This window comes from Bacteroides sp. AM37-9 (assembly GCF_003603455.1).
Lineage (GTDB): Bacteria > Bacteroidota > Bacteroidia > Bacteroidales > Bacteroidaceae > Bacteroides > Bacteroides xylanisolvens.
Genome location: NZ_QTNF01000004.1, coordinates 169,648 through 183,101 on the forward strand (window position 1 = coordinate 169,648; position 13,454 = coordinate 183,101).

Below are 13,454 nucleotides of genomic sequence, written 5' to 3' on the forward strand. Positions count from 1 at the left end.
TCTTATTACAACAGAGTTTCAGAGGCTTTTGTTGTCCTGAATTTCCTTTTTAACGTTTCAAAAGTCCTATAAACTCGTCCACATCTTCTTCTGTCGTATCAAAAGAAGTTACCAAGCGGATTTCATCCTTCTCTTCGTTCCAGAAATAAAAGAAATAAGACTCCAGCATCCGGTCGATAACCGGGCGGGGCAGGATGAGGAATAGTTGGTTGCTCTCGGCTTTTTGAGTAAAAGTGACTTCGGGCAGTTTCTCTAATTCCGCACGAAGTTTGGCAGCCATCGCATTGGCGTGGCTGGCATTCTTCAGCCAAAGGTCGTCAGTGAGGTATGCCGTAAACTGGCAAGAGAGGTAACGCATCTTCGAAGCGAGCTGGGCGGATTGCTTACGGATGAAACGGGCTTCCGATTGCAGGTCTTTATTAAATACAATCACGCACTCTCCCATCATCAGTCCGTTCTTCGTTCCGCCGAAACTAAGAATATCGACTCCGCAATCCACCGTCAGTTCTTTAAGGGAAAGATTCAGGGCGGCACAGGCATTGGCTATTCTGGCTCCGTCCATGTGTACATACATACCATTCAGATGGGCAAAGTCAGTCAGGCGTTTCAACTCTTCGGGAGTGTAGATGGTGCCAAGTTCGGTACATTGGGAGATGTAGAGAGCTCTGGGTTGCGAATGGTGTTGGTCGCCGAAACCGTGCAGGTAAGGTTGCATCAATTCCGGGGTAAGTTTACCGTCAGGAGTAGCAATCGGGCGAATCTGACAACCTGTCATTTTCACGGGAGAGCCACACTCATCGACATAGATATGAGCAGTTTCCGCACAAAAGATAGAATGATACGGGCGGGTCATCAGTTGCAATGCTACTACATTGCTGCCTGTTCCGTTGAATACAAACAAAGGGACACAGTTCGGGGTGAAGGTTTCTTTGATCTTCGCTACGGCTTCTTCCGTCCATTTGTCATCGCCATATCCTAAAGAATGGTCTATATTGGCCCGGTTCAAGGCTTCCATTACCAACGGATGCACACCGGAATTATTGTCAGAGGCAAAACTTCTCATTGTTTCTTGCATTTTAATTCGTGGTGCAAAGTAACAGAATTATTTCCGGAAATCAATTGAAAGGAAGATACATTAAAAGGAAAAAGGATAAAAAACGAGAATCTCCGAAGGGCTGACCGGGCTGTCATCCCTCCGGAGATTCTGCTGTTTTCGTTAAAGTGCCAAATTCTTTTAGCCAATATAAACATTCACACAGAGATATACATAGAGTTCTTCATCACACTGATCGAACTCAATCTTGTTCTCTCTTGACAACCACCCTAAAGCGGCACCCAGCTCTTTATCTTTCAACCCGGATTTTCTCTTCAGAAGTCCGTAGCTCCACTTCTCGTTATTGCTAAGCAGTTGCCAAACCTTACCGGCATTTATACCGATTTCATTTCTATTCATTTTTCTAGAGTAATTAAGAGGTTTAATACATTAGGTTAAGATTTCGCCTATAAAGATAACAAAAGGATATTGCAATTGTTTATACGTCTTTACTAAAAAGTTGTTACAGAATTATTTTTAACATAAAAGCGGTGATGTGTCCCGACACAAAAGCGTTATTAGCATATGTTAAATTAGAACTTTTCCTTGCAGACATCTGTTATTACATAAAAATCAATCCTAAACCAATTACAGCTATGGCAAAAAAAATAGCAGAACAACTGATAGATACTTTGGTTAAATCCGGAGTTGAACGCATTTACGCCGTAACAGGCGACAGTCTGAATGAGGTAAACGAAGCAGTCAGAAAAAACGATCAAATAAAATGGATACATGTGCGCCATGAAGAGACAGGAGCGTATGCCGCTGCTGCAGAAGCACAACTGACCGGCCGTCCGGGATGCTGCGCGGGAAGTAGCGGACCGGGACACGTTCATCTTATCAACGGTTTGTATGACGCGCACCGTTCCGGGGCACCGGTAATCGCCATCGCTTCTACGATTCCTACCGGAGAATTCGGTACGGAGTATTTTCAGGAGACGAATACAATCAAACTTTTTAACGATTGCAGTTATTATAATGAAGTAGCCACTACTCCCAAGCAATTTCCACGTATGCTCCAATCGGCCATACAAACGGCTGTCACCCGTAAAGGGGTGTCCGTCATCGGGCTACCGGGAGACTTGGCAAAGGCTTCTGCCGTTGCTGTCGACTCGTCGGTCCGGAACTATCCTGCCCCACCGGAAGTTTGCCCGTCGGAAGAAGATTTGGCTCAATTGGCCGACTTGCTAAACAAACATACACGTATCACTCTTTTCTGTGGCATCGGTTGCCGGGGAGCTCACGAGGAAGTAATCGCGCTTTCCGAGAAACTGAATGCTCCGGTGGTATATACTTTCAAAGGAAAGATGGAGGTGCAATATGAGAATCCGTATGAAGTGGGTATGACGGGATTGTTGGGAATGCCTTCGGGATATTACAGTATGCATGAAGCTGAAGTGCTTCTCATGCTCGGCACTGACTTTCCATATTCTGCTTTCCTGCCGGATGACATCAAGATAGCCCAGATTGATATAAAGCCCGAACGTCTGGGACGTCGTGCAAAGGTGGATATCGGACTTTGCGGAGACGTCAAACTTAGCATCCAGTCTTTATTGCGTATGCTGAATCCGAAAACGGATGATTCTTTCTTACTGAAACAACTCAAAAGATACGAGGGAGTAAAGAAAGATTTGGCCGCTTACACAGAAGATAAAGGGGGCGTAAATAAGATTCATCCCGAATATGTGATGTCTGAAATAGACAAACTAAGTTCGGACGATGCTGTGTTTACGGTAGATACGGGAATGACTTGTGTATGGGGAGCACGTTATCTGCAAGCAACGGGCAAACGCCACATGCTGGGTTCCTTCAATCATGGTTCGATGGCAAATGCGTTGCCGCAAGCTATCGGTGCCGCGTTGGCTTATCCGGATCGTCAGGTAGTTGCGCTTTGCGGAGATGGCGGATTATCGATGACTTTAGGAGACTTGGAAACCGTTGTACAATATAAGTTGCCAATTAAAATCATCGTATTCAACAACCGTTCATTGGGAATGGTGAAGTTGGAAATGGAAGTGGACGGACTGCCGGACTGGCAAACGAACATGTTGAATCCTGACTTCGCTCAAGTGGCCGAAGCAATGGGAATGACCGGGTTTAATGTCAGCGATCCGGAAGAAGTGTTGACTACTTTATTGAATGCATTCGAACTGGACGGTCCGGTACTTGTTAATATCATGACCGATCCGAACGCACTGGCTATGCCTCCCAAAATAGAATTCGGGCAAATGGTGGGCTTTGCGCAGTCAATGTATAAGTTGTTAATCAACGGCCGTTCACAAGAAGTGATTGATACGATCAATTCTAACTTTAAACATATACGGGAGGTATTTTAAGTTATTCTATTTTTAATATTTTCATTACCTCTCTCAAAGTATGACTTACTATTATTGTCTATTGCAATAAGGTAAGTCATACCTTTTTATAGTCTATCTTGAGGTGATAATCATTTTATTTTCTTATGTTTGTAATCATCAAAAAGTAAAAACACATGGAAAAGACCGACTCTTCGCCTTTATCCCGACAAGCACTGTACGCTGATAAAAAACAATGGAATCAATTCCTTTCTGTTTTTTTATTGGCAGTGGGCGTTGGTTTTACAGTGGCAGGCATTATCTTCTTTTTTGCCTACAACTGGGATGAATTACCTAAATTTGCAAAGTTAGGAATAGTAGAGGTGTTATTAGTAGCTTTTGTCCTGCTCGCTACATTCACCCGTTGGAATAAGCTCGTCAAACAGATTCTCCTGACCGGAGCTACGTTCCTGATAGGTACGCTTTTCGCTGTCTTCGGACAAATCTACCAAACGGGAGCCGATGCTTACGATCTTTTCCTGGGATGGACTCTTTTCACCATTCTCTGGGCGGTTGCTATCCGTTTCGCTCCGTTGTGGCTGACGTTCATCGGATTACTTTGCACTACAATATGGTTGTACAATATACAGATAGCTAATACCAACTCTTGGGAAATGACTTTGTTGGCCAATGCAGTAACCTGGATATGCGCCTTGGCAACGATCATCACGGAATGGATGAGCACAAAAGGTCATTTGGACAGAAACAATCGTTGGTTTGTCAGTCTTCTTTCACTGGCTACTATTCTACACACCAGTTTTCTGTTAATGATGGCAATCTGCGAAGAGAACGCTATATTGTCTGTTCCCCTCATAAGCACTGTCCTTCTATTTTCTGCGGGACTTTGGTATGGATGGAAAGTAAAAAGCTTGTTCTATCTGGCTATCATTCCGTTTGCCGCATTAATAATTCTATTGACTACATTCATATCACAAAGTGATCTTAGGGATGTTCAGATATTCTTCTACGGAGGAGTTATTGTCATCACCGGAACAACTTTGCTCATTTACATCATTCTTCATCTAAAAAAGCAATGGTATGGCACAGAAGCATAACCTCACTATTCAAGTCGTATCCATTATCGGAGGAATCCTGACGGCTATTTTCTTTTTGGGATTTCTGGCACTTGCCAGAATCCTCCGCTCCGATATTTCTTGCCTGATTGCTGGAAGTATATTAATTCTCACTACGCTAACAATCAGCCGCATGGTGGTCCAGTCTTTTCTGGATGCAATGAACATCACTTTATACATAGCCGGATGTGTATTGATTGGCTTTGGTATAAATGCCAGCATTAATCTCCTCTTCATTACACTTATGGGAATCAGTATTCTCACATTCTTGCTATCAAGAGGGTTTATCCTCCCCTTTCTTTCAGTCATTCTGTTTAATATATCTTTCTTCGGAGAAGCTGCCCATGTCTTTTCTTCGTTTTATCCCTTGCAAATAGCCGTAGTCCCTATCCTTGGAGTGTTTCTATTTACCAACATCTTTGAAAACAAGTTGTTTGAGTGTATAGGAACAGAGAATTACCTTTCCAAATACAAATCATTTCATTTCGGATTATTCGTATCCGGTATCGTCTCACTGGGAGGATTATCAATCAATTACATGATATCAGAAACAAATAGTTGGCTTGTGTCCTGCATACTGTCTGTTTGTATATGGATCGGAATTCTTATCATGGTTCAACGAATCATGCAGGTCATGAAAGTGGATCATCCGGTGAATCAGGTTGGTATCTACATTCTTTGTATTGTTATCTGTCTGCCCACCGTGTTTGCTCCTTATTTATCCGGTAGCTTGTTACTGATTTTAATATGTTTCCATTATGGTTACAAAGCGGAGTGTGCTGCCTCGCTCCTTCTCTTTATCTATGCTGTTTCCAAATACTATTATGATTTGAATTTGAGCCTGCTTACCAAATCCATAACGCTTTTCTTCATCGGAATTGCATGTATTACAGCCTGGTATTTCTTCACTCAAAAAAGAACAAGACATGAAAAAGTATAGCCGAATATTGATTATCGTAAACCTGATACTGCTATTGGGGTATTTCAACTGGTCGGTTTATCAGAAAGAGCAAACCTTGAAAGACGGACAGTTGGTTTTGTTGCAGCTAGCCCCCGTCGATCCCCGCTCTCTTATGCAAGGAGACTATATGAGACTTAACTACAAGGAAGCCTCATCAAATCTGCCAGATGAGCAAACCGACACACGCGGTTATGCCATACTCCGAACGGACAGTAATCAGGTAGGAGAAATTGTACGATTACAAAACACGTTGGAACCTGTAAACGACAATGAGCTAGTCATCAAATATAAAATAATAAATAGACGCCTCTTCCTCGGCACCGAATCTTTCTTCTTTGAAGAAGGACAGGATACTCTTTATCAAAAAGCCGTATATGGCGGACTAAAAGTAGATGATAAAGGGCAAAGTTTACTCGTGGGATTGTATGATGAGGACTTTCATCTTATTCAATCCGATAAATAAAGACTAATAAGAAAACCCGGACTTTCGCAAGCCCGGGTTTTCTATATTCTCAAAACATCTCCTTAATCTATAGGGAAATAAGGGACTAGCAAATTGGTTTCTAGTGCAAATAAGGAGACGTTATGAAATAAAGGAAAGAGATACCTGTGGGAAATAAGGGAGGTATCCCTTTCTATAAGAAGAACAGAATTGGAAGGATTGACTTTCACAAGCCAAATCCTTCACTCTGTTTCTTCTCGGCGTATTCTTCACACAAGGTGAAGAAGGGTTTTCTTTTTATAGTTACTTAGTTAGCTCCATCAGCTTTCATTACTATCGGACATTTAACTTCTGTAACAGCTCCCCATGTATCTGTAATCTTCACTAAGGCATAACCTTCAACTTTAGATGCAATGGATAGGGTAGTAGCTTTCAATTGTACAGTTAATTCACCTTCAAACGCAACGGGAGTAGAAGTTGCCCCGGCTATTTCAGCATATTTGGCAATCTCTGAACTTAGTTCTATAGTAACATCTGTAACTCTACTATCTCTACTTGTCTTAGCAATTGTCACGGCAACGTCTTTTACATCTTTAACAGTAAAATCAGCAGGTTTAATCTTGAATAATTTTTCAGATTCCTTTATTGACAATACTTTAGCTTTACTAGCAGCAATATCAGGATGTGAACCTTCTTTGATTGCAGATCTTACAGTTAAGTTAAACTCTTTAGAAATTGTAGCCAAACGTTTATTTCCAAACGGCTGGTATGCAATAGTCATACGACGCGTTGAATATACACCATCATTCTTAGTTGATTTGTACAACGGAACTGCAATTACAGAGTTTGTTTTGTTAACTAACCAATTTGCACCCATTTCCGGATTATCATCAGTACCAAAGTTAGGAGCTTTCTCATCAAAAGATATATGTCCCTTATCTTCAGCGCTCATTTCATCAAAGAGTGCATACAAGTCTTGATTTACAACTGCATTAGATTTATCAGGGGTACCATAAGCAATAGCAGTTTCAGAACTTGTGAAATAAGCACTTAACGGTGTAAATGCAAATATACCTGCATTCTTAACTTCCACTTTCACATTTACCTTCTTAATTACTTCATCTCCCAATGTTGGTTGATAGTCCGGATTAATAATTTCCAAAACAGCATTATGCATTACAGCTGCAACCATAGTCGGATTAAATTGGAAGGCAATCTTATATCCTGTAACTTTACCTTTATTATCTGTTATAGTAACAGGTTGCGCACCAACAAGATCAATAGAACCACTTTCATAAGCATACTCATTGCCATTAACAGAAATCTTATCTCCAGCAGCAAATCCAATGCTCTTCAATCTTACAGTAGGTTTCTTCTTGCCAGTAAACTCTTTGTTCAGAATAGCGAATAAATCATCGGTTGAGTTAACAACAAGATCAGAGGTATTATTTGAAGGATCTGTGGCATCTGCACCCTTAGTCAGATTCCAAACAACAGCATCAGCGATAGTAATATCAGCACCCGTGTCATAAGTAAAGTTCACTGTAAAGGTTTTAGCATTACCTCCTTCAACTTTTGTACCGTCTGTTTTCAAGTAATTAACTTTCACTTCAATAGTACCTTGTTTTGTAGGTGAGGAAATAGTATTTGTAGCTTCGTCAAATACAGCACCAATAGCTTCCAAATCAGCCTTTTCAATAGAATAATAATGAGCTGCAACTTTGGACAATTCAGCAGCAAACAATTCATCAAGTTTTGCAGATGATGTATAAACCACATCTACTTCTTTATTAGTAATATCCAAAGCCTCATTTTTAGCAATAACCTTCACATCATAATTTGATATGATGTTATTTCCCCAAGCATCTTTAGCACGTAAAGCATAAGCTATCGCTTTATTATTCAAGTTATTATCGGCTGCTTTATCAGCAATCAAAGAAACTGTAAGATCATAAATTCCCTGATTCCATTTCTTTTCGCCATCCGCACGGGTGGTTAAAGGATTTTCAGAAAGATTCTTTTCTTTTGATAGAACTGTATAACAAACCTCCCCATGAGAATTAATCAATTCAACAGGATATTCAGAGAAGTCAACACTAACCGGATTGATTAATGCATGCATTACAGAGCTATTTGCACCAACTAAAGTAGTAGCTTTTTCTGTAGAACCATAAGTTACATTATGGAACTTAACAGTAGTACCTTTAGCCAATATACCATAATACATTGTTACCTCACTCATACCTTCACTAATTTTTCCATCAGCAATTGACACAACAGTCATACTTGACAATTTATCTGCTGTTGGCAATATAATAGTTTTATCAGTATAAGATCCATCTTCATTAAGTGCACCGACATGAAGTTCCCATGCTGGTCTGTCTGCTGCTTCAACAACATATACACTTGTTTGGGCATAATCTCCACGTACTAACTTACCTTTAGTTCCGTCTTCATTTTCAGCATTGATATCCCAATAACACCAATAACCATCCTCATCAATGAAAGGAGATACTCCGTCTGCACCTGTAGCCTGAGGACCTTGTACAAATTTGCTAGCGGCATCATCATAATAATACCAATATCCATCTTCAATATATGGAGATTTGCCATTTGTTCCTTCCGTAACTTCGCCTCGGTCGCCTTGTGCTTTATCTCCTTTTACGAAACCGCCTTTTCCATCATTAGCCTTATCATCCCAAAAATACCAATAGCCTTTATCACCATTAGTTCCATCCGCGATATAAGGTGAATGTCCGTCTGTAGCTTTTGCATACCATCCAGTACCTTTTTTATCAATTAACCATTCTCCGGTCTCCGGATCAATAGTCACTTTTGATCCCGGAGTTCCCTGACCACCAGCCACTCCCGGAGCACCTGTATCACCTTTGTCACCTTTATCACCTTTAGCACCATTTATGATACTATAAGATTTTCCATCGTTAAATGTTACCTTGAATCCACCAGTAACAGGTTCTACACTCTTCACCCAATTACCAGCATCTACAAATTTCTGCAGATCAGCGATGCTAGCCTTATTAGCATCAATCTGTGTTTGCAGATTGTCAATGTCATCATCGTAGTCTTTACAGCCTACATAAGTGACAGTAGAAAGTGCCAGCGCCCCGAAGAACATCACTTTTACAAATTTTCTTTTCATAACTACTTAAAAATTACATTAATAATATATTATTAAACACTAAGTTTCAATAATAGCATGCCCGTTACTTTGTAGGTAACGGAAGAACCTTTGTCCTGCTCTTCGGGAGTAGTCAATACTGAAAAACGATACGATATGCTACGAAACATTTTTACCCCTGCTTTTGAAAGCAAGTAGCGGGGAGGGGAAATCTTGTGCAAAATTTAGAAGTTAACAAAGCCCTAATACAAAGAATCCGCGTGTTTTATCTGTCCTATTCCTTTTTTGAGTGGTTTATTAGAAAAAATGTATGATTTCGTTTGGTTGTTTTAAGAAATATGCTCATATTTGCACCGGTATTTATTCCCGTTACCTACAAAGTAACAGACTATTTATCAAGCGATTAATCCACTAATAGTACGCTTCACAAAATCAACGACCTGTCTATTAGCTTCATCTATTTTCTTATTCCTGAAAGGCTTCAGATACGTTTCGGTTACAGTGATGGAAGAATGTCCCATTGCTTCGGAAATAATACCCGGATGAATCTCACAATAATAAGCTGTTGTAGCCCAGGTATGGCGGGCGGTATAAGTAATATTTAGAAATGCAATAAAAAACAGAATGACGATAATTAAACGTAAAACGTTTATAATTAAGCATTTTGCGAGAATTGCAGAACAGACAGACCTGCAAAAGAAAACAAAATATTGCGACGTTTCAGTTACCAGACTGTTAGCCGCCTGTTTCGGAAACGACGGCAGGTAACCGAATTTTTACCGATAAGAACAAAGCGGATTTGTATTCACTGTTTCTCAATGTTTTGCATGCCAAAGGACGCTTTTCAAAGGAGTATTTTTACAACCTAAAAAAGAGCGTTATGAAAGTGGAAAAATTCAAGGTGCTGCTCTACCTGAAAAAGAGCGAGCCGGACAAGACCGGCAAAGCCCCGATCATGGGACGGATCACCCTCAACCGCACGATGGCGCAGTTCAGCTGCAAGCTCTCCTGTACCCCCGGACTATGGAACGCGCGTGAGAGCCGGCTGAACGGCAAGAGCCGGGAAGCGGTGGAGACCAATGAAAAAATAGAAAGACTGCTGCTTGCCGTACACTCGGCCTTCAATTCCCTCATGGAAAGAAAAAGGGATTTCGATGCCGCCGCGGTCAGGGACATGTTCCAGGGCAATGCGGGCATGCAGATGACCCTGCTCAAACTTCTCGACCGGCATAACGGGGAAATGAAGGCCCGTGTCGGTGTGGACCGTGCGCCCACCACACTCTCGACCTACCTCTTCACCTACCGCACGCTTTCCGAATTCATCAAGGCGAAATTCAAGGTTCCGGACCTTGTCTTCGGGCAGCTCAACGAGCAGTTCATCCGCGACTATCAGGATTTCATCCTTCTGGAAAAGGGATATGCCGTGGACACGCTTCGCGGCTACCTGGCCATCTTGAAAAAGATCTGCCGCATCGCCTACAAGGAGGGCCACTCGGAGAAATACCATTTCTGCCACTTCAAGCTGCCCAAGCAGAAGGAGACAACACCGAAAGCACTCAGCCGTGAGAATTTCGAGAAGCTGCGTGATCTGGAGATACCGGAAAAACGCAGGTCACATGTCATCACCCGGGACCTCTTCCTCTTCGCCTGTTACACCGGCACCGCCTATGCCGATGCGGTAAGCATCACCCGGAAGAACCTCTTCCGGGATGACGAGGGCAGCCTCTGGCTGAAATACCAGCGAAAGAAAACCGACTACCTCGGACGTGTCAAGCTGCTTCCGGAAGCCGTCGCGTTGATTGAGAAATACCGGGACGATACCCGCGAGACTCTTTTCCCGCCGCAGGACTACCACACGCTCAGGGCCAATATGAAATCCCTGCGCCTGATGGCAGGGCTGAGCCAGGACCTTGTCTACCACATGGGACGGCATTCTTTCGCCTCGCTGGTCACGCTCGAGGAGGGAGTGCCGATAGAGACCATCTGCAAAATGCTGGGACACTCCAACATAAAGACCACCCAGATATACGCGCGCGTAACCCCGAAGAAGCTGTTCGAGGACATGGACAGGTTCGTCGAGGCAACCCGCGATTTGAAACTTATCCTTTAATCCCTAAACAATCATTATCATGCGCAGTACATTCAAGCTCTTATTCTACATCAACCGTAACAAGGTGAAATCGGACGGCACGACCGCCGTCCTCTGCCGGATCAGCATCGACGGAAAGAAATCGGCAGTCACGACAGGCGTCTATTGCAAACCCGGGGACTGGGACAGCAAGAAGTGTGAAATCAAAACAGCCAGGGAGAACAACCGCCTTGCCGCCTTCCGCAGCCGGTTGGAAGAGGCGTACGGGAACCTGCTGAGGAACCAGGGAGTGGTCACGGCCGAACTGCTCAAGACCACCGTGTCAGGCGCCAATTCCGTACCGGAATACCTCCTGCAGGCCGGAGAGGTGGAACGCGAACGGCTCAGGGTCCGCTCCAAGGAGATCAACTCCACTTCCACCTACCGCCAGTCGAAGACCACCCAGCTCAACCTCAGGCAGTTCATCGAATCCCGCGGGATGAAGGACATCGCCTTTTCGGACATCACCGAGGAGTTCGCCGAATCGTTCAAGGTCTTTCTCAAGAAGGAGCTGGGACACAGGAACGGGCATGTGAACCACTGCCTGTGCTGGCTCAACCGGCTCATCTACATCGCCGTGGACCGGGAAATACTAAGAGGCAATCCGATAGAGGACGTGGCATACGAGAGGAAAGAAACACCTAAACTAAGGCATATCAGCCGCAGTGAACTGAAGCGGATGATGGAAACCCCGCTGCCCGACCCGATGATGGAGCTGGCACGCAGGACGTTCATCTTCTCCTCGCTGACCGGTCTGGCCTACGCGGATACGAGGGCTCTCCATCCCCGTCACATCGGAACGACTTCGGAAGGAAGAAGGTATATCCGCATCCGCCGCGCCAAAACGGACGTGGAGGCGTTCATCCCGCTGCATCCCATAGCCGGACAGATACTGGAGCTTTACAACACCACGGATGACGACAGGCCGGTATTCCCGCTGCCGGTCCGCGACGTCCTCTGGTATGAGGCACATGGAATGGGCGTGGCATTAGGCATGAAAGAGAACCTGTCCTACCACATGGCCCGGCATTCGTTCGGGACCCTGACACTGACCGCAGGTATTCCGATAGAGAGCATCGCCAGGATGATGGGCCACACGAACATCGACAGCACGCAGGTCTACGCCCAGGTCACCGACCGGAAGATATCCTCGGACATGAACCGGCTGATGGAAAGAAGAAAGCCCGCGGCCGGCAAGGAAGCCGCAGGCTAAATAAAAACTGCCGCCGGAATCGTAAATGCAATTCCGGCGACAATCCTTAAACTTAAATACGATATTATACCAATGCAGGGTGATAGTTCTCCTCCAGCAGCCTCTCGATGTCCGACTGCCTGTACAGGATCTTCCCGCCAAGCTGGATATAGGGAATCCGTCCTTGGTCCCTGTAATCCTGCAGGCACCTGCGGCTGATCTTCAACATCCCGGAAAGCTCCCTGTCGGTCAGGAACCGTTCCCCGTTGAAGGGAGGACGGTTGTCACGGGCAAGACGTTCCACTTTTTTCTCCATGTCGTCCAGCAGGGCAAAGAACCTGCGGACACGTTCGTTCTCCTTGTCGATAATGCCTTCCATCTCTTCCGCTCTTTAAAGGTTTCCGTTCTTCCTTCTTTCTCTCACCTCCTTCTCCTTGCGTCTGATGCCGACGTAGACCATCAACTTCTCCACATCCCCGGGCTTGTAATAGAACTTGCGCTGGAGGCGGGTGAACGCCAGCCGTCCGGTATCGCGGAGAGTCTGCAGGGTACGCGGCGAGATGTCAAGGCGCAGGCAGACATCCTGGCCGTCCAGTCACTCTCCGGGTTCCTTACAGCGGTTTCTCTCATACAATCTGTCCACACGTGCGGACAGGTTCTCGGCGCGCGCCAGCATCCTCTCAAGGACACCGGCCTCGATGTAGCATATTTCCATATTTTCAACTCGTTTAAATATCAGTGCGAATATAAGGGAAGAAACCATGAGAGGCAAGCACGACCGGCACACTGGCAGGAATAGTCATGGATAGTCGGTTTTTGTCATATGGGAAGGAAAAAGAAAGCCGAAGCAGGTCTGGATCCACTACCCCCTTTGGGTATGTGAAAGGAACGTTGTGGTGAAAGAAAAAACTCCTTTTCACACATGGATGAGGCAATGCCGGAAGTCCGGCAATAAAAAATGTGGCTTCTCTATCCGGGTAAATGCCATGATTACAGACTTCTTCCTGTTCCTATACCATCAGGTCGGTTACCTTCAGGTTAACAACTTATCCAACCTGTGATAGATCCGGAT

The 13,454-nt window shown here is 44.2% G+C and carries 11 protein-coding genes and 3 pseudogenes; 8 read left to right on the forward strand and 6 right to left on the reverse strand.

Going from position 1 to position 13,454, the window contains the following annotated elements; genetic code table 11:
• Nucleotides 1-49: 49 nt before the first annotated feature.
• Together DW862_RS04570 and DW862_RS04575 are read right to left on the reverse strand one after the other, a co-directional pair.
• Nucleotides 50-1,063, reverse strand: a complete 1,014-nt coding sequence (locus DW862_RS04570; RefSeq protein WP_004321633.1) for a low specificity L-threonine aldolase — start codon at nucleotides 1,061-1,063, stop codon at nucleotides 50-52.
• A 171-nt stretch (nucleotides 1,064-1,234) separates the two neighbouring features.
• Complete coding sequence (locus tag DW862_RS04575) at nucleotides 1,235-1,453, reverse strand: winged helix-turn-helix domain-containing protein (RefSeq protein ID WP_120067363.1); 219 nt, start codon at nucleotides 1,451-1,453, stop codon at nucleotides 1,235-1,237.
• 236 nt (nucleotides 1,454-1,689) lie between these two features.
• Between DW862_RS04575 and DW862_RS26685 the strand changes: the two are divergent.
• Nucleotides 1,690-2,586, forward strand: a pseudogene (locus DW862_RS26685) (thiamine pyrophosphate-binding protein); the annotation flags it as partial.
• A 235-nt stretch (nucleotides 2,587-2,821) separates the two neighbouring features.
• Here DW862_RS26685 and DW862_RS26690 read toward each other — a convergent pair.
• Nucleotides 2,822-2,890 (reverse strand): annotated as a pseudogene (locus DW862_RS26690) (hypothetical protein); the annotation flags it as partial.
• On the opposite strand from DW862_RS26690, the pseudogene DW862_RS26695 reads away from it, so the two are divergent.
• From DW862_RS26695 to DW862_RS04595, 4 genes and pseudogenes are all read left to right on the forward strand, one after another.
• Nucleotides 2,890-3,429: pseudogene (locus DW862_RS26695) on the forward strand (thiamine pyrophosphate-dependent enzyme); the annotation flags it as partial. The pseudogenes DW862_RS26690 and DW862_RS26695 overlap by 1 nt on opposite strands.
• Before the next feature lie 155 nt (nucleotides 3,430-3,584).
• Nucleotides 3,585-4,502, forward strand: coding sequence for a DUF2157 domain-containing protein (locus DW862_RS04585; RefSeq protein ID WP_120067364.1), 918 nt, complete (start codon nucleotides 3,585-3,587; stop codon nucleotides 4,500-4,502).
• Nucleotides 4,486-5,460: a DUF4401 domain-containing protein gene (locus tag DW862_RS04590; protein WP_120067365.1), complete on the forward strand. Its 975-nt coding sequence runs from the start codon at nucleotides 4,486-4,488 to the stop codon at nucleotides 5,458-5,460. The genes DW862_RS04585 and DW862_RS04590 overlap by 17 nt, the downstream gene beginning before the upstream one ends.
• Nucleotides 5,447-5,944, forward strand: a complete 498-nt coding sequence (locus tag DW862_RS04595; RefSeq protein WP_120067366.1) for a GDYXXLXY domain-containing protein — start codon at nucleotides 5,447-5,449, stop codon at nucleotides 5,942-5,944. The genes DW862_RS04590 and DW862_RS04595 overlap by 14 nt, the downstream gene beginning before the upstream one ends.
• A 286-nt stretch (nucleotides 5,945-6,230) precedes the next feature.
• On the opposite strand, the gene DW862_RS04600 is transcribed toward DW862_RS04595, so the two are convergent.
• A complete protein-coding gene (locus DW862_RS04600; RefSeq protein WP_120067367.1) occupies nucleotides 6,231-9,083 on the reverse strand; it encodes a PL29 family lyase N-terminal domain-containing protein in 2,853 nt (950 codons plus the stop codon).
• An 859-nt stretch (nucleotides 9,084-9,942) separates the two neighbouring features.
• On the opposite strand from DW862_RS04600, the gene DW862_RS04610 reads away from it, so the two are divergent.
• Together DW862_RS04610 and DW862_RS04615 are read left to right on the forward strand one after the other, a co-directional pair.
• The gene (locus tag DW862_RS04610; protein ID WP_004311259.1) at nucleotides 9,943-11,172 is read left to right on the forward strand and encodes a site-specific integrase; all 1,230 of its coding nucleotides are present in this window, start codon (nucleotides 9,943-9,945) and stop codon (nucleotides 11,170-11,172) included.
• 19 nt (nucleotides 11,173-11,191) lie between these two features.
• The gene (locus DW862_RS04615) at nucleotides 11,192-12,403 is read left to right on the forward strand and encodes a site-specific integrase (RefSeq protein ID WP_008768946.1); all 1,212 of its coding nucleotides are present in this window, start codon (nucleotides 11,192-11,194) and stop codon (nucleotides 12,401-12,403) included.
• A gap of 64 nt (nucleotides 12,404-12,467) precedes the next feature.
• On the opposite strand, the gene DW862_RS04620 is transcribed toward DW862_RS04615, so the two are convergent.
• A complete protein-coding gene (locus DW862_RS04620) occupies nucleotides 12,468-12,761 on the reverse strand; it encodes a helix-turn-helix domain-containing protein (protein WP_004311261.1) in 294 nt (97 codons plus the stop codon).
• Nucleotides 12,762-12,773: 12 nt separating this feature from the next.
• Nucleotides 12,774-12,977 carry a helix-turn-helix domain-containing protein gene (locus DW862_RS04625; RefSeq protein WP_032849094.1) on the reverse strand — a complete coding sequence of 68 codons (204 nt, stop codon included), beginning with the start codon at nucleotides 12,975-12,977 and terminating at the stop codon, nucleotides 12,774-12,776.
• A 298-nt stretch (nucleotides 12,978-13,275) separates the two neighbouring features.
• Between DW862_RS04625 and DW862_RS04635 the strand changes: the two genes are divergently transcribed.
• On the forward strand, nucleotides 13,276-13,443 hold the full coding sequence (locus DW862_RS04635) for a hypothetical protein (RefSeq protein WP_004311262.1): 168 nt from the start codon (nucleotides 13,276-13,278) through the stop codon (nucleotides 13,441-13,443).
• The last annotated feature ends 11 nt before the right edge of the window (nucleotides 13,444-13,454 follow it).

What these genes read in the sequence shown, in the direction of transcription:
- DW862_RS04570 (WP_004321633.1), bottom strand. Translation starts at nt 1,063, where the DNA reads ATGAGAAGTTTTGCCTCTGACAATAATTCCGGTGTGCATCCGTTGGTA.
- DW862_RS04575 (WP_120067363.1), bottom strand. Translation starts at nt 1,453, where the DNA reads ATGAATAGAAATGAAATCGGTATAAATGCCGGTAAGGTTTGGCAACTG.
- DW862_RS04585 (WP_120067364.1), top strand. Translation starts at nt 3,585, where the DNA reads ATGGAAAAGACCGACTCTTCGCCTTTATCCCGACAAGCACTGTACGCT.
- DW862_RS04590 (WP_120067365.1), top strand. Translation starts at nt 4,486, where the DNA reads ATGGCACAGAAGCATAACCTCACTATTCAAGTCGTATCCATTATCGGA.
- DW862_RS04595 (WP_120067366.1), top strand. Translation starts at nt 5,447, where the DNA reads ATGAAAAAGTATAGCCGAATATTGATTATCGTAAACCTGATACTGCTA.
- DW862_RS04600 (WP_120067367.1), bottom strand. Translation starts at nt 9,083, where the DNA reads ATGAAAAGAAAATTTGTAAAAGTGATGTTCTTCGGGGCGCTGGCACTT.
- DW862_RS04610 (WP_004311259.1), top strand. Translation starts at nt 9,943, where the DNA reads ATGAAAGTGGAAAAATTCAAGGTGCTGCTCTACCTGAAAAAGAGCGAG.
- DW862_RS04615 (WP_008768946.1), top strand. Translation starts at nt 11,192, where the DNA reads ATGCGCAGTACATTCAAGCTCTTATTCTACATCAACCGTAACAAGGTG.
- DW862_RS04620 (WP_004311261.1), bottom strand. Translation starts at nt 12,761, where the DNA reads ATGGAAGGCATTATCGACAAGGAGAACGAACGTGTCCGCAGGTTCTTT.